Genomic DNA, 26,447 nt, shown 5'->3' on the forward strand with positions numbered 1-26,447 from the left:
TTTTTATCCCCCTACACCCGAAACAGCATGAGCAAACACTTCTTTTTCAAGTCCTCTATTCCCAAAAACTGTAACTTTTATCAAATTGATGGAATAATTCTCTTTGGACCCTCTAGCTTGATCTTGCTTTGAACCCTTATCTTCAGATACAAAATTAATTGTAAATGAATCAGATAATGCATACGCATTAATTACAGTTGGACGTCCACCTCCAGCCTTGATAATAACCCCATCAGTATTAATGTCTAATATTTCTCCTGCTTTTATATTTGGGTTTCTTGTCACAAGGTACCCTTCAAAGTTATTGGTGCATATCATCAGCTACTCTATCTAGATATGCCCATCTTTTGATAATACCCAATTCAAGCACTATTCAAAAAACACCTGTTCCCAAACAATTAACCGGGATACCATACGATTATGAGTATAATGGCACACCTTCTGGCATTACGCTTTATCCATACGAATACAAGAATAGGGGGATATATATTGACATGGAATACAGTGGCGATCCAACTCTTATTTTTTGCAAATATAATGATGATGACCCCATTTACCTTGATATTCAGATTCACTCAGAACACCATAGGTCTGATTACATGCCTAAGATAATATATTTAAAGTATTCCGATGAGTCTGAAAAAACTATACTATATGAGCACACGGGATCCAAAGGATCATCTACCATATTTCCTTTGCTCCAAGGATGGTATGTCCAAAAAAGAAGAAACAGATCAGGAGGTCCAATCCCACAGCTTTTAAAGCTGTAAGCTTTTTTAGCAAAAATTAAGATTTTAGTATATAATGTATATACAAATAAAAATTAAAATAAAGGATTGAAAAATGGATACTATTAAAATAACAGAACTTATTAATCTAAATGAAATTAAGCTAATAGCCGTAATGATTTTTGTAACAGTAATAGTTTTAGGGGTGTTAATTCTTCTCAAGCCATTACTAAAAGACATACTATCTATAGTAATAGGCAAAATTTTTAAAAATGGAAGTGGCAACAATCATATTAAAAAACGGGATTAATTTATGAAATTATCTAAAGATAATCTTGGGCTTGGACTTACCTCTTTATCAAACCTTATTGACATATTTTCTAAATTTGAAGATGAATTTGATGAAATTGCGCATAAAGGATTCTTTTTGGTTTATGAGCTGTATTCTCATTATCAATTAATCTATACAACAAATATGGAAAGACTTGAAAATACATTAACCCCAACAATAACCAAAGCACTCGCTCCAATAAATGAGAAAATCAATCACTGTATTGATCTAGTTAATTCTGATGAAAAAAATTTAAAAATATCTAATAAGCTCAAATTCAATCCAGAAGGAAAACCTATATATCAAGAGAGAAACAAATAATGCAAAATAACACTATTGGCTTAGGGCTTAATTTACTATCCAGCTTAACCAACATAGCTAAAACTGATACTAACATAGATCATAATTACATTAACACTTTTAATAGGGTAATAGATTTTTTCTACAAAACATATATTGAAACACTAAAAGCTATAGAAACAGCCGAATCAATGAAAATATTTGAAGAAATACAAGATATCTTAAAATAAAATATTGAGATAATAGAGGCTATTTCTACTAGCAAAAGTAAGAGAATCATATCTTCACTAAAAGCAAAACGCAACAAAATTATGAAAGAATATGTAAGCGCTCTCAAAAGAGGTGAAAATGTTTAAATTATCAAACTACTTATTAATTACTTTACTACTATGTTGTACTACTATTGCTAGTTTACCAGAAGAGCCGGAGCCGCCAATTATTCAAACACTAGAATCTTTGGCTAAATATGGGGTGCAACTATCAGATTATGTTATGTATCTTGTAACATTCTTAAGCAAAACAAAATCTAAAGTTAATGATCCAAATTACCCAACATATACTTATCCCGATTTATCAAAACCAAAAGACTAACACTCCATAACTTCAATAAGACATAATATTAAACTACTTTTAGAGTACATTCACAAAACAAAACCCGTGGCAAAAAAAGTCTATAATCAATATTCTAATTTAAAAATGTAAATTACAAAAAGGTTTTTCTTGCAAGAAAATATACTTCATATGTGTAAATAGACCCTGCAAACTAAACTAGTGTATAATAAGCTATAAAGGAAAAATATTGTGAAAACCGTGCCAACAAATACTACAAGTATAACTGAAGAACAAATATACAATGAGTTTATACGATTGGGGATGGAACAACTAATAGCACAAGATTTATCTAAAAGATATTATCACAATGAACTTACATATAGAGATTTAGAAAATTTAGAAAAACAATTTGGAATAAAGTTTGATAATCTTGTTTCTAAGATTGATAGTATAGAGAAGAATTTAGATACTAAGATAGATAGTGTTAAAAGTGAACTTACTACTAAAATTGATGGTGTAGAAAAAAATTTAAATATCAAAATAGATAGTTTAGACGCCAAGATTGACACTATAAAAAAGAATTTAAAACAAGATATGTCTAATTTAGAAGAAAATCTCAAACAAAACCTTGACGAAAAACTCAAAATTCATGAAAAATTTTTATTAGAAAAACTTAATATAAGCAACAGATTAATAATTATTATTACAATAATAATAGCTCCAATTGCTATATCTAGCATAGCAAATATTATTACATCGATAATTAATGGGTTTCCTAAATAGAAATTACAAATAATCCTCAAAATATATAATTTATCATTTCCAAACAATCCTCTTAAAAAGAGGAATTCAATAATAATTGTTTATTCAATATTTAGTAGCAATAATTAAATTAAACATTACTAATAAAAAAGGAGAGGGGAATAAAGATTATCAATATATTATTTTGTTTATTTTTTATTCTGCTAAACAGCTGTAATTCCGATAATAATGATGCTTTTAAGAATAATAATAAAAATAATACCCAAGAAGTAAAAAGCGGGAAAAAGCGCGATTTAAGCGAACAAGAAAAGCCTAAATCTAAAGAAGAACTTCTTAAAGAAAAGTTAACCGATGAGCAACAAAAACAACTTGATTGGTTAAAAGAAGCATTGGGCAATGCTGGAGAATTTAATAAATTATTAGGAAATGATGAATCTAAAATAAAATCAGCACTTGATCACATAAAAACTGAGCTTGATAAATGTAGCGAAAATAATGAAGGAAAAAACACTTTGAAAGAAATAGTTAAAGAGGCCTTTGGTGGAGGTATAGAAAAAATTACAACTGAAGCAACTACTACATGTAATCAATAATATCAAAGCCCCCTTATTTAGGGGCTTTAAACATATTGCTATGCTGCAAATATATAATCAAATTGTTTATCTTCTTTCAACGTACAAAAGAATAATAGCGGGCTAGGGCCATAAGAAGTCCTCTTAAACGCCACAAACTTTTCAAAATCTTGTAAATCCTTTAATCTATTATTTCTCTTAAAATAGTCTTTTATAATCTCTGCCCAATACTTTATACTCTTAAAATCACTATTTTTCTCAAAATGCGCAATTAAATCAGCTTCAATTTTCTTAATATCATCAACATTATTGGGATCTATTTTCTGAATAAAACTTATTTTTTGAATAATTGAGTTTATATTATCTTTTATTGTAGCGCTATTTACCCAATTTTTTATATTAGACAACGCTTCTTTAAAAACCCCATAATAATAAAGCCTATCTTTTTTTTGTTCTTGATTAATATCTCTTTTCTGGTTTTGAATAGTGTTATTTTTCTGAATTTGATTAATCTCTTGTTTTTGTTCCTTTTTTTGTACTTGTTCTTGATTGATATTAACTTGCTTGTTGGGCATAGAATTTCCGTTTTCATAATTATTGTAAATAAGGGCTGCATCAGTATCCACTTCACTTTCTATGTTAAGACATGCAACTAAAGCGTACCTTTTAAAATAAGTAATGGCTGAACCAACTAGTTGTGGCGTTGTATTTACACTTTTAGACCCATTTTCATTATTCCATTGTAAATTTTCTGTAAGTATTGGTGTATCAAAAGACTCTTCATACCCACTGATTGTGCTGTAAAATGTGGTCCTAACAACATGCACTCTAACATATGGATCATGTGTAAAAGTTGGGAATTGCTCAAAATCAAGCTCCAAATTGTGCTTATTAATAACGTTTTTTATTTCTCTAACTATTTCGTTAAAATTCTAATACTTGTATCCATATCCTTTAAGACTTTTATCAATCCCTGGTAAATTCATTTTTAGGGTTTTCATATCTTTTCTGAAGCTTATTTTTGCTTGAATATTATTTTGTATTTCTTGATTATTATTGTTTGAAAGATTTTCCATCTTTTTACTCCTGTTTTGAATTAATAAATATAAGTACATAGCAAAAACTATTTTTGCCAACTTTTTTACAAAAATTTTTACAAAAAAAATAGGGCTTAGCTAAATTCTCTATTGTCTACTAAAGAAATTAGTTAAGCCCGTGCTAAAAATTTTTTTGCAAATTCAAAACAGGTAGTTAAAACTGAAAAATGTTCAAATAACTACGCTGTTTGTAGTGTAGCCCAATTTTAAATTAAAATCAATTTGTATTTTTACTAAATTATAAAAAGTATATTAATTTAACAAAATTAATAATTAAAATTTAATATTTTTTTAGAAAAGTATTTACTTTTAAATCAAAATTTTGCATTATAATATTAATTATTAATAATTCAAAACAGGAGAAAAAACATGGAAGGTTTTTCAAATACCACAAAAAGTAAAACTTGTCGCAACAAACACCAACATAAATTAATATCTCTTACTTCAACACTAGATTATCTAAACAAAAAAGATAAGAAATACACGCAACAAAACATACTTTATTACTTTAATGAAAATCTAAAAAGAAATGGTCTAGCTCCCACTACGTTAAGAACAATGCAAAACTATCTTTACAAATTAGAAAAAGTATTAAAAGTTACAACTAATTACTACCAACACTTAGGAGTAAATTGTGGAACTGAAATTTACTATAAACTAAAGTATCCTAAAAAAGAGTGTTACCAGAAAATCAACAAGTACTTTAAAGAACGAAAAAACTCTAGATTTAGATCTAGAGTCAATAACCATTTTAAAGACAATGTTTCCAAAAATAGTAGTGTAAATTCAGTGGGGTGTTTAAGTAATAAAAATAATATAAAAGAAGAAAGAAAGATTAAAGAAATAGAAAAATATCAACTAAGAAATTATTTCAATAACTGTAACTTTAAAACAGCAGCTGCTCTTTCTATTTTGTATTTAAATACTGATAAAGATACGAAGATTGAGGCAATAAATATCTTAAAACAAAATGAAATTGCCCTAATAAAAAAATTCAATATAAAAAAATCTTGCATGAAAGAAAAACAAAAAAAATTAAAAGAAATTCTATACAACACTAGGAAAGAATTAGAAGAAAACGGGTACAATCCCAAACAATTAGAAATAAATTTACAAAAAGTATACGAAAATTACAAATATAAGCCCCATTTTATTATTGAAAATTATAAATATAGCGATTTAAACAATATAAAGCGTAAATTAGAAAAGTCGATTGAAATAAAAAAAGAAAATTCTCAACAAAATTATCAAAATTTAAAGGAAAATATTTTCAATATCCTTATTGAACAACTAAAAAAAGAAACAAATATTAAAATTCTAAAGCCTATTATTAAAAAATATTTGAATAACCAAAAGAAAATAGAATACAATAAAGTATTTGGTATATATCATCTTGAATTATCAAAAATAATAAAAAATGAAAAAAATTCTTTAACCACAGAAGAATTTAGTATAAAGGCCGTATGAGGATTTAACATGGAAAATGCACCAGAACCTATTGAAACTGTAAAAAAAGGTAAATGTAAAGTTGAATGCCAAAATAAAGAACGCTTTATTTTGATTGAAAAAGAAAATGGTAAAGCAATGTATCATACAAAAATAATGATGGATATTTATAAATTTGGAGTTTATGAGAAAAAACATGAATTTAGACTAGCATTAAGGGCTCTATTTAATGGAGAAAGAATTGTTGAAGAAACTCACTTGTATCCAATTAAAGAAGGAGATAAGTTTATTGGTATTTTTTATGGCTACAGAAAACCAATTAAAAAGCCATTAATAAAGTATCAAATAAATGGAACTAGAAAAGCATATGCATTAGCAAGGGCATATTATATGGAATTTAGATTTAAAGCCGGGAGTGTTTTTTGCTATTTTAAGGGGCTATATCGTTTATTAGATAAAAAAAGAACAAATAATCACTACAACAAAGTTTTATTTAGTATGTTTACAGATTTAGAACAACAAGTATATAAATTTTATGGGAAAAAATACCCGGAACAAGGACCACTAATAAAATGGATAATAAAAAACCCAAAATAATAACAATTGCGTCAATCAAGGGCGGTGTTGGTAAAAGCACAAGTGCAATTATATTTGCAAATTTGCTGGCCCAAAAATATAAAGTATTATTAATAGATATAGATACGCAAGCCTCTACTACTAGTTATTTTTATAAAGAAATTGCAAGTCAAAAGATTAATATTGTAAGCAAAAATATATACAGAGTATTGAAAGAAAAATTAGATATAAATAATGCAATTATAAATATTAAAGACAATTTAGACTTAATACCAAGTTATTTAAATTTACATAAATTTTCAAGCGAGTTTATTCCCCTTAAAGAATTGAGATTAAAGGACAACTTAATTTTTTTAAAACAGGATTATGATTACATAATAATAGATACTAATCCAAGTCTAGATTTTACTTTATCCAATGCTTTAATGACTAGTAATTGTATAATAGTTCCAATGACAGCAGAAAAATGGGCAGTAGAAAGTTTGGATCTATTAGAATTTTATATAAAAAAATTAAGAATAAAAATTCCAATTTTTATTCTTATCACAAGGTTTAAAAAAAATAATACGCATAAAGAGCTATTAAAACATGTTAGGTCCAAAAAAGGATTTTTAGGGATCGTGCATGAAAGAGAAGATTTAAATAGAAAAATTACCAGGAATGATGAATTTGATATGACTAAAGATTATATCGAAGAATACAAAGAAGCAGTATCAAAATTTTTTAATATGTATGAAAAATATATTATAAAGAATTGTTCAGGAACTGAACAACTCTAAAGTAGAGGAGATTTTTTATGAAAATAGAATTAAACAAAAGAGTTTTATCAGAAGAAATAGATCCTGATATTGAAAAAAAAATTGTTACCAATGAAGATGCAATTATTCATTATAATACCCTAAAGGATAGATTGAGAGCAAATTTTAGAAAAGAAATATTTCATAAAGTGGACAATATTAGAATTTTAAAAGAAATAAAAGATAACGAATACTATAAACTCGATGGATATAAAAGTTTTGATGCTTTTATTAAGAATTACAATATAGCAAAGACACAGGCTTATGCTTATTTAAAATTAGCAGCTGCTTTACAAGAGGGGATTCTTAAAGAAGATTATTTAATAGAAAATGGTATTCAAAATTCTCTTGAGCTAATACAAAATAAAGAAAGTTTAACATTCAAAAAATCAAAACAAAATCCAATAAAACCACTAAGATTTCAACTTAAAACTCAAGAAAGTTATGATTTTTACAAAAACAATGCTAAATTTACAAGTTTTATGATGCAGGATATTTTTGAAAATCAAAAAGATTGGATTAATAAGCTGTTAAAAAAGTATAAACAATTAAAAGGATAATATGGAGATTTTATGAATAGTTTGACTTACAGAACATACAATATAGAAAGTATAAAAAATGAGTTTTTAAAGATAGGATTTAGTGAAGAGGCAATAGATTTTGTTTTTCTGCATAATGATAATTACAACTTTGAATTTTTAAAAGAAAAATTAATTAATGTAGAAAAGAATTTACAAAAGGATATATCTAATTTAGACATTAAGATTGATACTGTAGAAAAGAATTTAAACACCAAAATAGACAATGTAGAAAAGAGTTTAAATCAAAAACTTAGCATGGGTAACAGACTAGTACATTTTATGATAATAATAGCAGCAATTCTAGGGCCAATTTTGAATGCCCTATTTATGAAATATTTACAAGGTGGCAAATAATAATGTATTGTAAAATTTGATTTTTTAAAATGGTACATTATAATATTGATGAAGAGTATTATCAATTAACACTTAATTTTTGCTTTTTCATAAATTAAAACTTATTTGAATTTTTAACAAGAGAATTTAAATAGGTTCTTTTATTTTAACAAATACAAATTGATTTTAATTCTAAATTAGAATATATTCAATGATTGAAAAGCTTATTTAAATTATTTTAATAAGCAAATTTGATTAAACCCCAACTTTATTAAAATAATTTCTGTAAAAAAGTTGTCAAAAATAGTCTTTGTTACATATATATATATGTATGTAAATAGCTAAAAAAGTTTATTGCTATCAAAACAATCCAATCAAGTTGGGTTTAGCTAAGTTCTTAGATAAGAGAATTTAAATAAACCCAACTATTTTTTTGTAAAAATTTTTGTAAAAAAGTTGGCAAAAATAGTTTTTGCTATGTACTTATATTTATTAATTCAAAACAGGAGTAAAAAGATGGAAAATCTTTCAAACAATAATAATCAAGAAATACAAAATAATATTCAAGTAGATCTCAAAATGATAAGTGTTAATCAACAAAGTTTTACTGGATGCGAAATATTTGAGGAAAAATCTTCTCCCATTAAAGAAAAAAGTAAATTAAGTAAAATAGGTAAAAAATTACCAGGAACAAGTAGTAAAGAGTGTTTTAGATTTGACCGCAATCAAGATTTTAGTCTTCAAAGAAACAAGCTAAATAAATACGGAGCTAGTGAAGTAGGCAATATTCTAATTGGTGGTGCGGGGCTGAAAGATTTAATGATAAACAGAGTGCTTAAATATTTTGATATGAATCCACCTTTTGAAGAGAATTTATATATGCTCAAGGGTAAAGAGTTAGAGAATTTAGGATTTAGATAATTTGTTAAAGCATACGGTGATAATATTAATATTTTATATAAAAACAAATATGCCAATGGACTTGATAAGTATAACTATTTTAAAAAAATAGGCAGTTCAGAAACTTTAGTGGGCTCAACAATTGATGGCTGGTTTATCAATAATAATGGCGATTTAGAACTATTAGAGATTAAAAGTAGCGACTTTCATTATATGAGTAGCGCTATTGAAGAGTACAATAAAAATGGCAATTTTTTAAGCAGTAAGTATTTTTTCAAATACTATGTGCAGGCGCAAATGCAACTAGCATGTACTGGACTTGAGTATTGTAATTTGTTCTTTTTAATAGACGCTGCACCAGTTAATTGTAAGATAAAGAGAAATGATTCTTTAATATCAAAAGTTCTTAATTTTGTTCTTAAATGTGAAAGGGAGGTTTTCAATATAAGAGCCGAAATTATTAAAAACAATCAGGTTAAGTTATTAATATCTAACAATATTGATAATGATATGTTTAATAAGCTTGTTGAAGAGATTGAAGAGTTGGTAGTAAAGAGTGATTTTTATCAATCTGGAGTTGAGTTTGATTGGACAAATGAATTTGTAGAATATGTTGAGTGTGTAGATCTTGAGATTAAAACCGAGCAGTCTGCCATAAATCTTGAGGAGGATCTTGTTGAGATTAATAACTTAAAAGTAGAACTAAATAAAATTCAAAATGAAAACAAAAAAAGAGAAAAACCTATAAAAGATTTGCTCAAGATTAAAATTGATAAGATTATGGATGAATATCCACTAATTAATCATAGGAATTACAGATTCAAACAATTTGTATTCACTTATGATCCTAAAAAAAGAGCAATAGCAGATAGATTTAAAGAACTTATACCAATAAATAATAAAGTTTTTGTGCCTAGCAATATGAGTAATATAACATATGCAAATAGTGTCCCCTTTTGAATGGGGCACTAAAAATAAAAAAATTAAAAAAATTATTTAACATAGGAGGTTTAAAAAATGCTTATTAGTAAAATAAAACAAAACAATAGGAGTTTACTCGGAGAAATACAGAGATGGGGATGCTATTTTTTATGCTTACATTATTATACAAGTGTGTTTAAGAATATTGAATTTAATGCTTTTGGCATAAATGTGGCTTATCGCAGATTTTTAGGACTTGGATACATCAAGAGCAATTGTTTTATTAAAAATCCTTGCATGATACTAAATTATTATGGTATTAGAACTAGTGTGAGATATGAATCTTTTGGTTACTTTGCAGCTGCAAATGAATTTGAAATAAGTGAAGTTAAAATCACGGGGGTTAATGGATCTCACTTTATTGCTACAAAAGAGCAAGAAATATTATATGATTCACTTGATTTAAGGGCTCGTGGAAAAATATTTAAAGTAACTTCAAAGCGAATATTTAAGCCTAAGTAGTTATACTACAGCTTTAAGCTATTTTTGGCGTATTTATAAGCTTGAATTTTGTTAGCAGAAGAAAGTCCGTAGATATTATCAATTTCATGGGTTGAAGAGTATTTCATAAGTTCTTTAATTTGAAAAGAATTATAACCATTGGCTTTTAAATTTGAAATAAATAAATTTCTGCATAAATGAAGTGATTTATTTACTTTAAATCCTGATTTTTTAAGAAGATTTTTGAATTTTCTAGAAATATTGATAATGCTAATTTGATTATCTTTAAACCTATGTTTGGTTTTTTGAAAAAGATAAGTACGCCGTGTATCGATATTTTTTTCTTCAAAATGATTCTTATGAGCTATTTGAATAGCGTCGTACTCTTTAGAGCTAATGACAATTTCTCTAATGCACGCGACACTTCTTTTTTTTGCCACATTCACTTTTATATTATAAAGAATTTCTCCAGTTTCGCTGGTTAGAGTAGTAATATTTTGCAATTTTACTTTTTGAATTTCAGTGCCCCTACATCCACTTATTGAGAGTAGCTGTACGAACCAGCCAGATATTGGATCAATTTGTTTTAATTGTTTTATACATTTTTCAATTAGTTTGCTGGTTTTTGGAGTTATATAAAACCTAGGGCTAGGTTTTAGATTTTCTTTTTTTGTTTTAGTTGAATTTTTTAGAGTATTTTTAAGAATTTTATTTTCATCTATAACTTTTAGATAATCTTTAAATATTTTGAGGAAAAAATCCGTATCACCTTTATTTAAATTAAGATAATTATTAATGTCCATAAAATCCTCTCCTTATAAGTGTTACTTTTAAATTAAGTAAAAGTAATAAAAATGTAGAAAAATTGCAATTTACATTTTACCAAAAACTTAAAATTTTAGTCAAATTACAGTGCTTCTCATTGCATGCGGAATTTGGGATGTAGAGTGGCTGTAAGGAGTAGAAGTGGCAATTTCTAAGGGGGTCGGACAATAAAGATAATATACTTTAACTGATATATAGCAAAGACTATGAAATTTAATTTGTATGTGTTTTGTAGTCTCTTGTAATGACCCGACCATTTGCAATGGAGAGATTTTCAAGAGTTGTTTAAAATTACATTCGAGTTTTGTTACTATGTAATCCAAAATTTAACAAAATTAATTATTTAAATCTTTAAAAAATTGTATATAATAGGTATTGCATTATCTTTGAGATTTATGGAGTAGGAGTAAATTATGAATAAAAAAATGTTTATTATTTGTGCAGTTTTTGTACTGATAAGTTCTTGTGGAAATTTTAGAAGTAGTTTAAGTGATCAGGGTGGCTTAAGTGGGCAAGCAAGTAGTGATACAATAAAATTCTCTGAATTTACTGTAAATATTAAAAACAAAAAAGACAATAATGGGGATTGGAGCAACTTAGGAACTTTGGTTATAAGAAAAGAAGAAGATGGCATTGAAACAGGTTTAAATGTTGGGGGACATTCAGCTACATTCTTTTCATTAAAAGAGTCAGAAGTTAATAACTTTGTAAAAGCAATGACTAAAGGTGGATCATTTAAAACTAGTTTGTATTATGGATACAAGGAGGAACAAAGCAGCACAAATGGTATCAAAGGCAAAGAGATAACAATAAAGATAGAAACTATTAATAATTCTGAACATATTACATTTTCAGGAGATAAAACTAATAACGGTTCAGGAGATAAAGTCGCTGAATATGCAATACCACTAGAAGAACTTAAGAAAAATTTAAAATAGAAGTTCAAATTATAGGAGAGGATAATTATGAATAAAAAAATGTTTGTTATTTTTGCTGTTTTTGCACTGATAAGTTCTTGCAAGAATTATGCAAGTAGTAAAGATTTAAAAAATCTAGAACAAAATGTAAAAGGAAAAGTTGAGGGATTTTTAGAGGCAAAAAAAGAAGAGTTGGTTGGCGGTTTAAAAAAGCTTGGATTAGAAGCTTATTCAAAAGTTAAAGAAGAATTGATGCAAGCTGATGGACCACAAGGGCAACTACAAGAGCAAGTAGATCAAAATATTGATGAAGATTCAGAAGATTCAAAATTTAAAAAAGAGATTGAAGAAAAAATAAAAGGATTAAAAGAAAAGATAGATAAATCGGATGATAAAACTTCTCTTAATATGTATTCTGGCTATGAAGAAGAAGTGAAAAATTTAAGAGAAGAAGAAGAATTAGAGAAAAAATTAAAAGATAAAAAAGAAGACAGAGAAAAGCTTGAAAATAAATTAAAAGAACTTGAAAAATCTTTAAAAGAAAAAATAGAAAAAAGAAAAAAAGCTTTAGAAGAGGCTAAGCAAGAATTTGAAGAGTTTAAAAAACAAGTTAATGGTGCAACTGGACAAACTTATGGTAATCAAGTTCAAAGTCAAGGGAAAGTTGGTGGGCAAGCGTGGACAAAAGCTAAAAATTTAGGATTAAATGTAAGTTATTCTAGTGATAATGGGACTGATAGTAATGATTTTGCAAAAAAAGTTATAGAAGATACACTTAAAAAGATTGAAGAAGAGCTTAAAAATAATGGAGAAGAGGCTGTGTAAGAAAAAAAAGAATAAAACAAATGGTTTTTAAAGCATAAATTATGATAAACAAGACTAACAACTAGTCTTGTTTTTTTATCTAAGATATTTTATAAACTAAAAATAACAAAGTTATTGTCCAAGATATCATGTTTTTGATATATTATTATATAGATAATATGCATGCTAATAAAATTTCAGATTTTTATGATAATTTAGATAAGGAAACACACATCGCTTATAAAATAATAAATGACCCTTTAGGACCACCCACAAAAGAATTTATTAAATGGGTTTTAAAAGATGGATATCTAATAGAAAAATATAGAAGTTCTAAAAATGTTGAGATTAATTATAGCTACAAGGAAGGAATATTAGAAAAATGTTTGGAAAAATTAGGAGAAGATAAGTCCATCGATCTTTTATTTTTTGTTAGTTATATTTTTTATAAGATAATACGAAAAGTATCGAAACGAAACCAACTACATGCGATTGAAGATTTTAAAGATATGTTATTTATGAGCATACACTATTATGATAAGGGAATTTTCACAAGTAATAATTTTATGCATGAAGTGAAATATTTTTACAAACTTATAAAGTCAAAGTCAAGGTTTATCAAAATACAATAAATTAGTGAGCTGCTATTTCCATAATCTTTGATTTAGAAATAGCAGCGAGCTAAATCAATAAAAGCCAATAAATATTAAATACTTCCCATAAATATCAACAAGAAGTTGTAAGTTTATGTTAATAACTTATAAATTGCTTTACTATTTAGAGTAATAATTTGTTAATTTTGTTACTTTGGGGCAATGTTTTTGAAAAAAGTTAAACGTTCTTTTGATGATTATGTTGCGTACTTTAGAGAAGGATCATTAAGTGATAAAGAAATAGCAGCTAAACTTGGAGTTTCTAGGGTAAATGTGTGGAGAATGAGACAAAAATGGGAGAGTGGGAAGATTTCTGTTAATGAGGACTCTAGAGTAACAATTAGTGAGGATACTTTTGAACACCTTGTAGCACGAACTTTTAAATCTGAAGTTAAAGCCAAAAAAGTTAAAGGCGAATTGGATTTAGAGCGCGCTAATTTAGAATTAGGGTTTATACGTGCATTCAAACAATATTCTAGTATTGAACTTGCTAGTATGCTTTCAAAAATAGACGATTTAAGATTTAAAATTGACTCTTTAAATAAACAATGTAACAAGAAAAATGCAAAATGTGTTAATGAAAATATTAATTCTTTAAAAGTTGAGCTTAATGATCTTATAAAAGAGTGTTCAATAAGAGAAATGGAGCTTTACTATGAATGTATGAAAAGACTTGCTGCTGCTCATGAAGTTGATAGTAAAAGTAATTATAAAAGTAGTAAAGGACACAAGTGAACTTATATCAAACAAAACTTTTTACAACACTTCAAAAGCAATACAAAAATCAGTTTGGAGTTGATATATCACAATTTGTTAAGCCAACAAACTCTTTAATTTATTTTGATCAGTTTGAAAAAGAACATTTAACCGTAAAGCAAAATAGGGTAATAAAAAGCATTCAAAAGAACAATGAAAAGAAAATTATACTAAGCGGTGGTATAGCTAGTGGCAAAACGTATCTTGCATGTTATCTGTTTATTAAAAGTTTACTTTCCAATAAAAAGCTATACTCTAGTGATACTAATAATTTCATTATTGGAAATTCTCAGCGTTCAGTTGAAGTAAATGTTTTGGGTCAATTTGAAAAGCTATGTAAACTTCTTGATATTTCTTATATCCCCAGACATACAAACAATTCATATATACTGATTGATTCACTTCGTATTAATTTGTATGGAGGGGATAAGGCAAGTGATTTTGAAAGGTTTAGAGGTAGTAATTCGGCACTTATTTTTGTTAATGAGGCTACTACTTTACACAAACAAACTTTAGAGGAAGTATTAAAAAGACTTAGATGTGGGCAAGAAACTATTATTTTTGATACTAATCCGGACCATCCAGAACATTATTTTAAAACTGATTATATTGACAATGTAGCAACTTTTAAGACATATAATTTTACAACTTATGATAATGTACTTTTAAGTAAAGGATTTATTGAAACTCAAGAGAAACTGTATAAAGAGATACCAACATACAAGGCAAGAGTTTTGCTAGGAGAATGGATAGCAAGCACCGACTCAATTTTTACACAAATTAATATTACCCAAGATTATGTGTTTACTAGCCCAATAGCATATTTGGATCCAGCATTTAGCATTGGGGGCGACAATACTGCTTTATGTGTTATGGAGCGGGTTGATGACAAATATTATGCTTTTGTATTTCAAGACCAAAGACCAGCCAATGATCCTTATATTATGAATATGGTAAAAACTGTATTAGAGAATTTCAATGTAAAAACACTTTACTTAGAGGATAGAGATAATACTAAAGGTGCTGGTGCATTGACTCTTGAATATATGACTCTTAGGAACAACATGAATCACAAATTTAGAATTGTGCCGATTAAACCAAAGTCCAATAAATTTAGCAGAATAACATCGTTAATTACATCGTTTACTTACAAGAAACTTTACATTGCAAAATACAGTAGTTCTTCTGTATTTAATGATATTTACGCTTATAAAGGGGATAACAAAACCCATGATGATGCACTTGACGCAATATCTGCGGCATATTTAATTTTGTCTTTAGGATATAAAGAGAGAAGTATCCATTTTGGCAATCAAATATTTTTGTAAATTTTATTGACAAAAATATTAGTTTTTGCTATTATACACGTAATTTAATTAAGAAAATTAAGAATAAGAAATAAAAAAGTGTGTAATTTAAGAAAAGCAAAACTAGTAGATAAAGTAAGTGCATTAGAACTATATCGATATTCGATATTTTTTAGAAATTACATTGAAAATGTAGCAGAAGACTGTCTCAAGAACGGACTTGTTCTTGAGAGTACTGGTCGCAATGTTAGTGAGGCAGAACTTTCTAGATTAAAGGTGCAACTTAAGAATGCGCTTTTAAATTGTATTATAAGCTTCCGTTTTCATGGAATTGGATATGTTTTAGTAAAAACTAAAGATACACTACTAGACCTTGAAGAACCCGTCAATATAGAGCTACCTATTGGATTTGAATACCTTGATCATGAATCTGTAAGAGATTTGGGGGTTGATTTTGATCATATAACTTATAAAGTAAAAGCCAATAATAATGGCAATTCTTTAGATGCAGTTAAAATACACAAAAGCCGACTCATAATATATGAAAATTTCGATTATATCTTAAAAAGATATGTTCCGTGTTATACGGAAAGTTTTTTGTTAGATATTTATTTATTTGAAAAGATATACGTTGAAATAGAAAAACGTATTGAGAATCACAATTTTTTATTTTATAAAGATGAATCTTTAGTACAACTACAAGATGCACTCTCAAGTGCTACAACTTCTTTAAGTGCACTTACTCAAGGCAGTAGTGATAAAGGAAGTGGTATTTTATCTGGATTTTTAAGAAAACAGAATTCAAGCAATCATAGTAAAGATATTTCTAATTTACGCAGCCTTAATGACTCGTTAGCTAACGAACTTGCTAGGCTTAAAAGCAATCTTAACAATGAGGGGATGTTTTATACAGCAACTCCTAGCGCTAGTTTAGAGGTTATTAAGTATGATCTTAGCTATCTAAAAGAAGCCCTAGCATTAATTAAAGCAAAAATTGGTGCTGATACTAAAGAACCGCTAACTAGAAGTTTCAACGAGCAGGCTAAAGGACTCGGGAATGATGGTAAAGGTGATAGGAGTAATTATTATGATTTTCTAAAAGGCGTACAAGAACAAGTTGAGAATTCTTGTAATTTGAAACTTGCTAAATATTTTGGCCTTGATATGAGATTTAATTCACTGATTATGTTGAGCGAAGATCAAAAAGTAGAAAGAGACATAAAGCTAATTGAGCTTTACAGCAAATATAACGAGCTTATACAAAGTAGCTCCTTTAATAACGAGGAGCTAGCTATTTTAAAAGAAAAATTATTCTCATTTTGAGAAAAGGAGTTAAAAAGTGATTGAAAATGAAGAAAAAGAAGACTTGCAGGTACACGTAAAAGAAGAACAGCAAGTTAAATCTGATACTAAGATTATAAGTTTTGGTGAATATGAAGAGTATATGCGCCTTAAAGAACAAGCAAATAATGTAAAACCTAAAGAGATAAACCGTGATTTAAGTATAAATGAGCGAATAACAAAAGAACTTGCAGAAGTTGAAGAGAGAGAACGCGTTGAAAAGCAATTATTACTGGAAGCAGATCGTATAAATGAAATTGATACTCTAGCAAAAGCACATCTTAGCAATCATTTTAATAAAGAAGTGCTTTTAGCAAAAGGATACACTCTAAAAGACATTATGCAAGCACAACGCAGAGAACTTGTTCGCAAATTTGTTCCAATTGAGCAAATTAAAGCTATTTCTAAAGTAGCAGACATAACCCATATTGATGGGGAGATACTAGAACAACTTGTTTCTTTAGCTAAAGTCAACATCAAGTTAAGAAAAAATGCGAATAGCAATTCTTCTTCTGTTGATTCTATTAAAGGCAATATTGTTACTAAATCAGAAGAAAGAGTAAGTTTGCTTGATTCTAATTTTGTTCCAATTAATTTTACAGAATTTGTACAAGCTATTAGTAATACTTACAAGCAAAGACGAATGCAATTTTATGAAAACTTGAAAAGAAATAAAAGAACAAGTATTGCGTAAAAGGAGTTTTCAATGAGTGATATTACTAAAATTAAACAAGAGTTTGATAAAAAAGTTGCCGAAATACGTGCATTAATGAAAAATCCACAACAAGACACCAGTTTATTAGGTAATTCTTTAGAATTTAGAGATAAAAACTTAATTTATTCCAATTCTGGTGGAGTTCTCACTAGTAGTAAAGACAAAATAGAAAATTATCCTGCTAAGGGTTATCCATACAAGCGTGGAGTAAAGCTTAGTTTTAGTGCTGATGGTACAACAGAACTTGAGGTTGAGGCTGGTGGTGGTGAAGACTTATATGGAATATGCACTGATATAGATGAATATACTGGTATGGCAACTGTAATTCCAATTACAAACAATTTTACCGGGTATTTAACTTTTAAGAAAAATGGAAACGGTGTAAACCCGGGGGATAAGCTGCATTTTAATCAACATGGAGAGCTTGAAAAAACTACGGGGGGAGAAAAATCTGTTAATGCCGTAGCCCTTTCAAAAGTACATAAATTAACAGAAGAGTTATTTATAGTTCTTGTTAGTGTTTTTGGAAATAGAGCTTTAAAAGGGTAGTTAAATTATGGATTTAAAAGGTAAAGGGCAAGCTAAAGGTCCTAATTCTAATGATAATTTACAATTAGGTTTAGAAACAGAAGTTCCAGTCGCAGCTCCTAGAGCTAAGCGTCAAGCAAGACAAGTTGAAGAGGATGTAGAAGTGAAAGATCCTTATTTTGATTCTGTTGAGGAACTTGACGATATTCTTTTGAAATTCAAAAGATATTCAAAATCAATGAGCTCGATTGAAAATAAGGTTTTTGGTAATTCTGGCGGTTGTTTTAAATCAAAGAATGAGCGAGTTAATGCTTATTCCTTTGCATGTTCAAGCTTTACAGACAAAATAGAAGAATATTTTTACGATCCAAAAAATAGTTTTCCATACAAGCGTGGGGTCAAACTTGTTCCAAAAGAGAATTCTGTATATGTTGAGATTGGTGCTGATACTGATCTATATGGCATATGTGTTGATGTATGTGAGTTTAGTTGCATAGCATATGTTTTGCCAATTACCAATAACTTTGAAGGGTACCTTGTGACAAGAAACCCAAATATAAAAGCAGGAGAAATATTAGACATTAATGCTGATGGGGTTATTATCAAGGCTGGAGGTGGACGTCCAACTGTAATTAATGCGTATGCATTATCTGATTCATTTACAATCAATTTTGTATCTGAAGATAAGGATTCAAAGCGGGCTCAAGCTAGAGGGCCCAAAGAGAATTATTCCATCAATTTGATAAAAGTTACAGTTTTTGGAAACAGAGGACTTGAAAAAGAAGTGTTTGCTCATGCTGTTTCGGGCGTAGGGGGATAAAAAGGAGGTAATTGAATGGCAAATACAACACAATTAGTAAAAGATTATCAAGAAAATCGTAATAAACTAGAAAAGTTAATGAAAAATCCACAGCATTATGCTGGTTTGCTTAGCAATTCTTTAGAGTTTAGAGACAAAAACGTGCAATTTTTTGCTTTTGGAGGTACTAGAAGCAGTAAGTTTGACAAACTGGAAAATCATCCATTTTTGGGGTATCCGTACAAGCGCGGGGTCAAAAGAGTTATTCAAGAAGAAAAACCAAATGAAATTCATTATGAGCCTCATGTTGAGGCCGGTGGTGAAGAAGACTTATATGGAATATGTATTGATGTAGATGAATTTAGTAAAACAGCTACTATTGTTCCAATTACAAATAATTTTGAGGGATATTTAGTGGCAAAAGATTCTACGGTTAAAGTAAAAGACAAGCTTGTTTTTAATAAAGACGGAGCGCTTGAAAAGGTTAATGGAGCGCCTCCAAATAAGGCAACTATTAATGCAACAGCATTGTCTGATGCAAAGCAAATTAGCAATGATGTTTATTTGGTAAAAGTAGCAGTATTTGGAAATAAGGCCATAAGTAAAAATTAATTATATTTTGGAGGATTGAATATGGAATTATTTGATGAAAATTATTATGCAAAAGCTGTAGCCAATATTATAGGAGAAGTTAAAGATCCTATAATGTATAAATGGTTTTTACCCGATCAAATTGAAGATGTTGATCTTCAAATGGGTTATCAAAGAACTGTAAAGTGGGACGCATTTTTAAATGCTAATCCTACAACTATTGCCAATGAGGTTAATACTATCTCAACTATTGGGTTTAGTTCTGAAGTGGTTAGACTTAATTATCTAAAATTACAGTACAAGTTTAGGCACTTAAAGCAGACATCTGAAAAATTTTACACTTCAGACTCATATATTGGAGATATTAATAATAATCTACTTCCTTTCGCTCAAGCTTATAAACTTGCAAGCAGTGAAATTATTAAACTTATTAATCATTTTGTATTAACGGGGACTGTTTCAATTCAAAAAGATGGAAAAAATCAAAAACGTCTACTTCCTAATATGTATGGACTACTTAATATGCCCGAACAGATAAAAGAAGAAGTTAACAATACTGATAAGGACAAGATGGACAAAATATTTGAAAAAATTGAGGCTGGACTTTCAAAGCTAGAGTTAGGAGATGAATTTTCTACACCTATGATGGTAATAGTTGATCCTGCGACTTCATTGAAATTGGTAAAACCATATTCACCAGCAGCACCAGCAATAAGTTGTGAAAAATGGGAGGATGTTTTGATTCAAACTATTAAGGCTATTAATAATAGAGAAGATGTTTATATTGAAACTTCAAACTTATTAAAACATCAAATACTTATTTACCCATTAAATCCGGAACTCATTAAATTTAAACCTAGTAAGTATATGTTGCCTACACCTAATGAACAAGTTGATAAAGACTCAACTGATATTGCTCATTCATACATTGATTTTGTTTTAGGCGGACTACTTGCTACTAAAAAAACTATTTTACAAGTACACATTAAACAATCTTAAGCAAATAAGGTAAGTTAAAATGAGTGAACAAAAAGACTTGCAAACACAAGTTCAAAATGGAGAAGAACTTTTATTAACAAGACTTCATTCTGAAGTACTGTTACTATTGGGAATAGACAAATTTGCACTAAGTAGGCAAAATTTTCTACTTCATTTATCACTGCTTCAAGCTATTCTAGTAACACGTAGTATTGATGCTAGTTCACTTACATATGAACAAATATTTTTGCTTACCTTCTACCACATGGGTTGTCAATTAAGAAAACAAGGAGTTGTTCGCGAGTTTGAATTTGAAAGGATTAAAAAAGAGAAGTTCAATGAGCTTGAAATTGACTATTATCCTAACAGTAGTGGGGGCGAAGAAACCGATGGGGGAAGTTGTGGATCCAATAAGAACTTTTGCTCACAACTTGATGCGTTTTTAGAAAAGCTAAAAAGAGAGACGTCAACGCCGTCTTGTGTGGGGGTTGTCTAGTGAGTGGTATTAGAAAAAGACTAGCAGATATGTCTGTGCATATGATCAACGTTTTTAAGGACCCCGAACCTTTAAGGTTTTATAAGGGCAATGTTGTAAAACTTGATGATGACGACTCTTATCAACGAATATTTAATAAAAATGAGTACACTGAATTTATAGGGATTATTATTGACATAAAACCACAAGAACTTTCAATGCTTTACGACTCTAATATATCCGATATTCAAGGATATTCTAAACTTTACACATATCAAGACCTTAACTATGAACTAAAAGACCGAATATCAATTGCAGATTCAGCTTACTTTGAAATATTTAGCATTGACTCTTCAATCGGATACTTTACTTTAATTTTAAAGGAATTTATATGGACAAACTAGAATTCACAATTGAATTAGAAATTGGCTGGTTTGGGGGTCGTTCTAATATTGCTAGGATGCATGAAAAAGGGAGTAGTAATTTACCGATAAGAAAACATTTAACCAAAATTGCTGGTAGTACTGAATTTAGAGAATATATCAATAATAGTTATATAAATTCTAAGTTTAATCTTGATCCTAAATTAGGAATGCATGCTATTGGAAAAGCTTTTATTAAATACTATGAGAATTATGTGCTATCGGGTCAAGTTGTGCCGGGCTTAAAGGATAGTACAATTAAAAGCAAATTAAAAAAAGGTAGCGGTACTGCATCAACCCCACTTGTTGATACATCCAAAATGCTATCAGAACTCACTTATAAGGTGCTTAAATGATTGTAACTTTAGATTCAATTTTAAATCATTTAATCCAAATATTTAGGGGGTTTAAGGCCTATGCAATTGCAAATAATTTTAAATGCGATATCATAAATACTTACAATCATCCCTATCTTTCAAAAATTACAACTGCTAGCCCTAATATAATAGCATTGAAGTTTGATGGTACTCAGCATTTATTTGATCATAACTGCAAAACTGGTGCATTTTATGAAAATACTTTGGAATTTAGTGTGAATTTCCAAATATATATTATTTCAATAGTGTTAAATGCTAAAGATTTTGATGCCAATTCTCGGATGCTAATACTTTATGATATGCTTAGCGAGTTTCTACATAATAGAGCCCATAAGTATACTTTAGAAAATCAATCCCAACCCGAATATATCAATAAAATTAACTTTTACATTTACCCAATATCTAATATGCAAACAATTGGACTAATTAATTTAGGTACAAAATATAGCAACCATGCATACAGTGCCTCTATAGCATTCAATGCTAGTGTAAAAGCAATCGAAATTTTAAAGGAGGAATACGAAATTGCCGCAAGATACAATTAGTGTAAGTTTAATTGACTCTAGAATTCAAGCAAGCAAGCCCAATTATTATAATCCACTTTTGGTCTATAAAACGGCCAAAATCAAAGTTAATAAAGATAATACTAACTTTAAAATATTGAATTTAACCGTTAATAACTATGAACAACAAATTGAAAATTTAGAAAAAGATAATGGAAATGGAGACGATCAGTTTGGAAAAGAAAAAACACTGCTAAAAACCGCAATGTCGGATTTTTTCAATTCAAGCGAAGAGTCGTTAAAGGTTGCTGTTCTTTTCATTTATAAGGATAAGCCTGAAGAGTTAAAAAAATATCTTAAAATACATAGACACTCCTTTGTTGTGCTTATTAATACTGAGGGGAATAATTCAGAAGATGGGCTTAAGGTTTATAAAGATGACTATGCTAAGTTTAAAATGCCCTCAACTTTTTTTGTATTCTCAACTAAAGAACAAGAAATAAAAGAACCTTTTAATGATAAGGGGAATACTGAAAAAGCAAGAAATATTGTTGTTTACAGCAACAATAAGGATAATTTACACCTCAAATTTGTAAGTGGATATTTATATCAAGCAAGTATTTTCCATTCTGTAAATCCTTATGGTATGCCACTTTCTGCTTTACCACTTGTTGACGATACTGTAATTGGAAAGTTAAGAACTGTAAATATCAACTTTTATTCACTTCTTAATGAAACTGGTCTTGATGGTATGCCTGCTTTTAAAGAGGGTGTTGATCTTGCTGGAAATCCAATAGACACGCTTTTTACTTATCATTATATAAAAAACGAGGCAATTGTTGAGCTTATTAGAATTTGGAATAAAAACAATAGACAAAACAGTAAATTATCTGAACTTCAACTTAATGGAGCTAGAGATAATGCTTATACTTCAGCGATAGAATGCCTGCTTAAAAGATTCATCGATAGAGGACTGATTATAGAGTATAAAAACTTAAAACTTGTTCTATCAGCGTCTTCGCAGCTTAAATTAGAACTTAGTGTGAATATTACTTATAACTTTAGTATTAATGCTGTTGCTTTAGTAATTACTACTCAAGATATAGTTGATTATCAAAACAGTTTAAGCGTATAAGGAGTTAAAAATTATGCAATTTTATGATTTAAGAGAAGTTTATTTCTCAATAGGCGGTAGACAACTGCACAGTGGTAAGTTAGAGCTTACAAGCGAGCCTACAACACGAGCGGTGGTTAGTGCTGAAGATAGGGGGCTACCCGTAATAAGCTTAAGAGATCCTAAAACTATAACTTATATTTTTAATATTGAAGTCACTCTAGGTAGTCATGACTATATTTTACTAACCGAAATTTCAGATGATCAATTTTATAACATGGATGTTAGCAAATATGAAAAAATGCTTGATTTAGTATTTAATGATAGAATTGCTACTAAAATTATTACTAACTATGCAATTTTTACTGAAGAGCCCTCAAGAAGTTATTCAGCAGAGGCTGAAAAAGTTACTTTTGAAATTAGGGCTATTAATTGCCAAAAAACACACCCAAACAAAAACTAAAAGGAAATTCTTATTATGATAATGCGATATAAAATGAAAATTTTAACTAAAAACAAAACCTATGAATACCCACTAAAAGTATTACCAGTCTATGAATGGGATAGAGTACTAGGATTTAATCAAAGTGACGCTGTTTTTAAACTTAATGAAGTGAAATATCTAAAAGAAATTACAAACTTAATGATAAGTCCAAAATTTTTAGACGAGTTCTATGTAATTCTAGATGCAAATAGAGAATTTATTTCTTACTATAAAGACTATCTTGTTGCTATTATTTACACCGCGCAATTCAATACTTTTCATATAGATAATGATCTAAAAAACCCGCTTTAGTATATTTGAGTGAATATGAAAATAACGTTGGTGATTTTGTTACTTTTGACTATATCGATGATAATTTTGACTATGAAAAAATAACCGTCTCACTTACATCAAATTCTAATGAATTGGTTGCTAAATGAGCAAAAGAAATAAGGAGATTGATAAAACTATTGCAAATCTTAATGAGACTAGAAAAAAGTATTTTAACTTGCTTGACGAGATAAAAAACGATAAATACTATTTTCCAGTAATTATGAATATTTGCTCATACAACACGGTTAAAAAATTGCCTTATGACGAGCTTTTAGAGGTCAATCGAATTGCTGATCTTAAATTAGAAAAAGAATTGTATGAATTAATTTTAAGCAAATGAGGGCTTAATGAGCGACAAATTCACCATTAAATTTAAAGGCATTCTTGATCATGCAGCAACAAAAAAGGCTATCGAACAAGATATTACCAAAATGGAAAAATATCTTAAACCTAAAAAATCTAGTTTAGGTAGTACTAAAGATATTGTAAAAAATAATTTGTCGGATAAGAAAAAAGAATTAAGCAGACAATCTAAGTTTGAAAACTTACGAGAACGTGTTGAGAAATATAGGCTAACACAAACTAAAAAGCTGATGAAACAAGGCATGGGTTTTGAAAAAGCTAGAAAAGAGGCTTTTAAAAGATCCTTAATGTCGGATAGAGATAAAAGGCGCCTTGGGTATAAAGAACTTGTAAAAGAATCAAAAGCAAAAAGTAAAATGCTAGCGGCCTCTCAAGGAAAAAGACTTGTTGCCAAAATTGCTATAGGTAGCGCCCTAGGAAATATCATTAGCAACGCTATAAGTAAAATTGGGGGCGGAATTTTAGGATTTGCCAAAAAAGCGGTTGAAGAAACATCTAAAACTAATAAAAAGAAACTTCTCAATAGTGCATTTTATACAGGAAAAGAACGAGATATGCTGATTAAGGGAACTGAAAAGGAGAAGGGAATTTTTAGCGGATTGAAAGGATTTGAGCGCAACTTAGAAAAAGAAGAGTTTTTAAATCAAGCAAGTGTTTTTAAAGGGACTCTAAGAGACTTGGGGAAGTTAAATTTTCATAATTTGAAAAAATCAATGGAGTTTGCAGCCGTGCTTAAATCCAGCGGTGCTATGAGCAGTGAGGATGCTGTAAAAGCCGTTAATAGTCTTCTTAGTGGAGATGGAAGTGAACTTTATGATATATTAAAAAATACATGGGGCGAGGAAATTGCCAATAAATATACAGAAGATGCTAAAAAAGCTTGGCAAAGTGGAGCTGAAGTAGATCTAGAATCCAGAATTAGTAAGATGCTTGAAATGTTAGGCGATTATAAAAGCTACGGTCTTACAAAAAAAGCGGATACAAAAGAAGAGATTGATAGCAATTTAGCCTCAGCTGAACAAACTCTTTCAAACTTGACAACTAATGTTTTAGAGCCGATACTTGATTTAGTTAAAAAAATCACTGAGTACTTAAAAGGTTTTACTTTTCAAACACATGTTATTGAGCCTTTTTTTAAAGGTCTGAAGAGTCTTTTTGCCAATATTCCTGTGATTAAAAATTTTTTTAAGGATCCCGAAACTATCCCTAATCCACCTAACTCAGGCCCAAAACGTAAAGAAAATGAAGATAATAATAACAATACTCCATAAATTTTGGTGAAAAGGTAATTACTTATGGCTATTAACAGTGAAAAAATTATTAAAAATGAAACTATTAATAATGAAAAGAAAATGTCTCAGGAAGAGATTTTCCAAATAATAAAAGATGTCACAACTCAAATATTTGCTCTTTTTGGAGCAGATAACTTTTTAGTACTATTTCCAAGACCAGATTTTAGAGGTTTTGGCTATGTGCCACAATTATTTTTTATAAAACCCAAAACCCAGCTAATATCGCGGACCTACAATACTACTTGCTCTAAAAGACCGGTTATCAACTATTATGATAGAAAAGCGGAATACGTAAGCTACAACCCCGTAATGACGGGAGAACATATCTCATTAAACGGAGGAGTATTAACATCTCTATATAAAGAAATGCTTTCCCCACTCAAAATGACTGTTTTTGGAAATTCTCTGCTGCGCTTTGACGTGCATCTTGTAAAAGAACAACTAGCTAATAGACTACAAGCCCAAGTTCCTTT

At 28.9% G+C, this 26,447-nt stretch carries 32 protein-coding genes and 6 pseudogenes; 35 read left to right on the top strand and 3 right to left on the bottom strand.

The genetic code is table 11. The features are described from left to right. Window positions 1-3 precede the first annotated feature (3 nt). Window positions 4-309, bottom strand: a pseudogene (locus BSV1_RS04690) (DUF228 domain-containing protein); the annotation flags it as partial. Window positions 310-347: 38 nt separating this feature from the next. Between BSV1_RS04690 and BSV1_RS06655 the strand changes: the two are divergent. From BSV1_RS06655 to BSV1_RS04725, 7 genes and pseudogenes are all read left to right on the top strand, one after another. After that, entirely contained in the window at window positions 348-770 is a 423-nt protein-coding gene (locus BSV1_RS06655) for a DUF685 domain-containing protein (protein ID WP_012672555.1), read from the top strand. A gap of 73 nt (window positions 771-843) precedes the next feature. Continuing rightward, window positions 844-1,038 carry a BlyA family holin gene (locus BSV1_RS04700; protein WP_012672591.1) on the top strand — a complete coding sequence of 65 codons (195 nt, stop codon included), beginning with the start codon at window positions 844-846 and terminating at the stop codon, window positions 1,036-1,038. A gap of 3 nt (window positions 1,039-1,041) precedes the next feature. Further along, window positions 1,042-1,380, top strand: coding sequence for a BlyB family putative holin accessory protein (locus BSV1_RS04705; protein ID WP_012672589.1), 339 nt, complete (start codon window positions 1,042-1,044; stop codon window positions 1,378-1,380). Then, window positions 1,380-1,715: pseudogene (locus tag BSV1_RS04710) on the top strand (BlyB family putative holin accessory protein). The gene BSV1_RS04705 and the pseudogene BSV1_RS04710 overlap by 1 nt, the downstream one beginning before the upstream one ends. Then, window positions 1,708-2,061 (top strand): annotated as a pseudogene (locus tag BSV1_RS04715) (BBA14 family lipoprotein). Before BSV1_RS04710 ends, BSV1_RS04715 begins: the two co-directional pseudogenes overlap by 8 nt. Before the next feature lie 99 nt (window positions 2,062-2,160). Continuing rightward, on the top strand, window positions 2,161-2,694 hold the full coding sequence (bdr, locus tag BSV1_RS04720; protein WP_012672553.1) for a Bdr family repetitive protein: 534 nt from the start codon (window positions 2,161-2,163) through the stop codon (window positions 2,692-2,694). Between the two features lie 140 nt (window positions 2,695-2,834). Then, window positions 2,835-3,266, top strand: coding sequence for an Mlp family lipoprotein (locus BSV1_RS04725; protein WP_039949645.1), 432 nt, complete (start codon window positions 2,835-2,837; stop codon window positions 3,264-3,266). 38 nt (window positions 3,267-3,304) lie between these two features. Here the strand turns inward: BSV1_RS04725 and BSV1_RS04730 are convergent. Further along, window positions 3,305-4,321 (bottom strand): annotated as a pseudogene (locus BSV1_RS04730) (ERF family protein). A 390-nt stretch (window positions 4,322-4,711) separates the two neighbouring features. On the opposite strand from BSV1_RS04730, the gene BSV1_RS04735 reads away from it, so the two are divergent. From BSV1_RS04735 to BSV1_RS04765, 7 genes and pseudogenes are all read left to right on the top strand, one after another. Then, window positions 4,712-5,809 carry a plasmid maintenance protein gene (locus tag BSV1_RS04735; RefSeq protein ID WP_012672606.1) on the top strand — a complete coding sequence of 366 codons (1,098 nt, stop codon included), beginning with the start codon at window positions 4,712-4,714 and terminating at the stop codon, window positions 5,807-5,809. A gap of 9 nt (window positions 5,810-5,818) precedes the next feature. Then, window positions 5,819-6,385 carry a DUF226 domain-containing protein gene (locus BSV1_RS04740; RefSeq protein ID WP_012672617.1) on the top strand — a complete coding sequence of 189 codons (567 nt, stop codon included), beginning with the start codon at window positions 5,819-5,821 and terminating at the stop codon, window positions 6,383-6,385. Beyond that, the gene (locus tag BSV1_RS04745) at window positions 6,361-7,143 is read left to right on the top strand and encodes a ParA family protein (RefSeq protein WP_012672585.1); all 783 of its coding nucleotides are present in this window, start codon (window positions 6,361-6,363) and stop codon (window positions 7,141-7,143) included. Before BSV1_RS04740 ends, BSV1_RS04745 begins: the two co-directional genes overlap by 25 nt. 17 nt (window positions 7,144-7,160) lie before the next feature. After that, on the top strand, window positions 7,161-7,721 hold the full coding sequence (locus BSV1_RS04750; RefSeq protein WP_012672588.1) for a chromosome replication/partitioning protein: 561 nt from the start codon (window positions 7,161-7,163) through the stop codon (window positions 7,719-7,721). Window positions 7,722-7,733: 12 nt separating this feature from the next. Beyond that, window positions 7,734-8,096, top strand: coding sequence for a Bdr family repetitive protein (bdr, locus tag BSV1_RS04755; RefSeq protein WP_012672579.1), 363 nt, complete (start codon window positions 7,734-7,736; stop codon window positions 8,094-8,096). 495 nt (window positions 8,097-8,591) lie between these two features. Further along, window positions 8,592-9,935, top strand: a pseudogene (locus BSV1_RS04760) (DUF244 domain-containing protein). Window positions 9,936-9,992: 57 nt separating this feature from the next. Next, window positions 9,993-10,418, top strand: a complete 426-nt coding sequence (locus tag BSV1_RS04765) for a DUF261 domain-containing protein (protein ID WP_012672566.1) — start codon at window positions 9,993-9,995, stop codon at window positions 10,416-10,418. Between the two features lie 5 nt (window positions 10,419-10,423). On the opposite strand, the gene BSV1_RS04770 is transcribed toward BSV1_RS04765, so the two are convergent. Continuing rightward, window positions 10,424-11,200, bottom strand: a complete 777-nt coding sequence (locus tag BSV1_RS04770; RefSeq protein WP_012672590.1) for a tyrosine-type recombinase/integrase — start codon at window positions 11,198-11,200, stop codon at window positions 10,424-10,426. 435 nt (window positions 11,201-11,635) lie between these two features. Here BSV1_RS04770 and BSV1_RS04775 point away from each other — a divergent pair, with 435 nt between their 5' ends. The 21 genes and pseudogenes from BSV1_RS04775 to BSV1_RS04875 form a co-directional block, all read left to right on the top strand. Further along, a complete protein-coding gene (locus BSV1_RS04775; RefSeq protein ID WP_012672560.1) occupies window positions 11,636-12,160 on the top strand; it encodes an Erp family outer-surface lipoprotein in 525 nt (174 codons plus the stop codon). Window positions 12,161-12,187: 27 nt separating this feature from the next. Continuing rightward, entirely contained in the window at window positions 12,188-12,964 is a 777-nt protein-coding gene (locus BSV1_RS04780; protein ID WP_012672569.1) for a hypothetical protein, read from the top strand. 128 nt (window positions 12,965-13,092) lie between these two features. Next, window positions 13,093-13,575, top strand: coding sequence for a DUF643 domain-containing protein (locus tag BSV1_RS04785; RefSeq protein ID WP_050553079.1), 483 nt, complete (start codon window positions 13,093-13,095; stop codon window positions 13,573-13,575). Between the two features lie 189 nt (window positions 13,576-13,764). Further along, a complete protein-coding gene (locus BSV1_RS04790) occupies window positions 13,765-14,331 on the top strand; it encodes a DUF603 domain-containing protein (protein WP_012672616.1) in 567 nt (188 codons plus the stop codon). Beyond that, window positions 14,328-15,680, top strand: a complete 1,353-nt coding sequence (locus tag BSV1_RS04795; RefSeq protein WP_012672561.1) for a PBSX family phage terminase large subunit — start codon at window positions 14,328-14,330, stop codon at window positions 15,678-15,680. The genes BSV1_RS04790 and BSV1_RS04795 overlap by 4 nt, the downstream gene beginning before the upstream one ends. Before the next feature lie 78 nt (window positions 15,681-15,758). Further along, window positions 15,759-16,982, top strand: a complete 1,224-nt coding sequence (locus BSV1_RS04800) for a phage portal protein (RefSeq protein ID WP_012672610.1) — start codon at window positions 15,759-15,761, stop codon at window positions 16,980-16,982. Window positions 16,983-16,998: 16 nt separating this feature from the next. Continuing rightward, the gene (locus tag BSV1_RS04805; RefSeq protein ID WP_012672578.1) at window positions 16,999-17,694 is read left to right on the top strand and encodes a DUF1357 family protein; all 696 of its coding nucleotides are present in this window, start codon (window positions 16,999-17,001) and stop codon (window positions 17,692-17,694) included. Window positions 17,695-17,706: 12 nt separating this feature from the next. Continuing rightward, complete coding sequence (locus tag BSV1_RS04810) at window positions 17,707-18,264, top strand: DUF228 domain-containing protein (protein ID WP_012672564.1); 558 nt, start codon at window positions 17,707-17,709, stop codon at window positions 18,262-18,264. 7 nt (window positions 18,265-18,271) lie between these two features. Beyond that, window positions 18,272-19,063, top strand: a complete 792-nt coding sequence (locus BSV1_RS04815) for a DUF228 domain-containing protein (protein WP_012672607.1) — start codon at window positions 18,272-18,274, stop codon at window positions 19,061-19,063. Between the two features lie 15 nt (window positions 19,064-19,078). Next, the gene (locus tag BSV1_RS04820) at window positions 19,079-19,654 is read left to right on the top strand and encodes a DUF228 domain-containing protein (RefSeq protein WP_012672554.1); all 576 of its coding nucleotides are present in this window, start codon (window positions 19,079-19,081) and stop codon (window positions 19,652-19,654) included. Window positions 19,655-19,675: 21 nt separating this feature from the next. Beyond that, window positions 19,676-20,632: a hypothetical protein gene (locus BSV1_RS04825; RefSeq protein ID WP_012672587.1), complete on the top strand. Its 957-nt coding sequence runs from the start codon at window positions 19,676-19,678 to the stop codon at window positions 20,630-20,632. A 19-nt stretch (window positions 20,633-20,651) separates the two neighbouring features. After that, the gene (locus BSV1_RS04830) at window positions 20,652-21,107 is read left to right on the top strand and encodes a DUF3890 domain-containing protein (RefSeq protein WP_012672563.1); all 456 of its coding nucleotides are present in this window, start codon (window positions 20,652-20,654) and stop codon (window positions 21,105-21,107) included. After that, window positions 21,107-21,490: a DUF1506 family protein gene (locus BSV1_RS04835; RefSeq protein WP_012672613.1), complete on the top strand. Its 384-nt coding sequence runs from the start codon at window positions 21,107-21,109 to the stop codon at window positions 21,488-21,490. Before BSV1_RS04830 ends, BSV1_RS04835 begins: the two co-directional genes overlap by 1 nt. After that, the gene (locus BSV1_RS04840) at window positions 21,478-21,864 is read left to right on the top strand and encodes a hypothetical protein (RefSeq protein WP_012672618.1); all 387 of its coding nucleotides are present in this window, start codon (window positions 21,478-21,480) and stop codon (window positions 21,862-21,864) included. Before BSV1_RS04835 ends, BSV1_RS04840 begins: the two co-directional genes overlap by 13 nt. Further along, complete coding sequence (locus BSV1_RS04845; protein ID WP_008882855.1) at window positions 21,861-22,430, top strand: DUF764 family protein; 570 nt, start codon at window positions 21,861-21,863, stop codon at window positions 22,428-22,430. Before BSV1_RS04840 ends, BSV1_RS04845 begins: the two co-directional genes overlap by 4 nt. Continuing rightward, window positions 22,411-23,523 carry a DUF787 family protein gene (locus BSV1_RS04850; protein WP_012672611.1) on the top strand — a complete coding sequence of 371 codons (1,113 nt, stop codon included), beginning with the start codon at window positions 22,411-22,413 and terminating at the stop codon, window positions 23,521-23,523. Before BSV1_RS04845 ends, BSV1_RS04850 begins: the two co-directional genes overlap by 20 nt. A 13-nt stretch (window positions 23,524-23,536) precedes the next feature. Further along, window positions 23,537-23,965 carry a DUF1463 family protein gene (locus BSV1_RS04855; RefSeq protein ID WP_008882888.1) on the top strand — a complete coding sequence of 143 codons (429 nt, stop codon included), beginning with the start codon at window positions 23,537-23,539 and terminating at the stop codon, window positions 23,963-23,965. A gap of 15 nt (window positions 23,966-23,980) precedes the next feature. After that, window positions 23,981-24,426: pseudogene (locus BSV1_RS04860) on the top strand (DUF1473 family protein). Continuing rightward, on the top strand, window positions 24,423-24,659 hold the full coding sequence (locus BSV1_RS04865) for a DUF1322 family protein (RefSeq protein ID WP_008882866.1): 237 nt from the start codon (window positions 24,423-24,425) through the stop codon (window positions 24,657-24,659). The pseudogene BSV1_RS04860 and the gene BSV1_RS04865 overlap by 4 nt, the downstream one beginning before the upstream one ends. A 7-nt stretch (window positions 24,660-24,666) precedes the next feature. Further along, window positions 24,667-25,953, top strand: a complete 1,287-nt coding sequence (locus BSV1_RS04870; RefSeq protein ID WP_008882900.1) for a DUF759 family protein — start codon at window positions 24,667-24,669, stop codon at window positions 25,951-25,953. 24 nt (window positions 25,954-25,977) lie between these two features. Next, the coding region (locus BSV1_RS04875; protein WP_012672586.1) for a DUF792 family protein at window positions 25,978-26,447 on the top strand (470 nt) is incomplete at its 3' end.

The organism is [Borrelia] finlandensis, from assembly GCF_000181875.2.
Taxonomy (GTDB): Bacteria; Spirochaetota; Spirochaetia; order Borreliales; family Borreliaceae; genus Borreliella; species Borreliella finlandensis.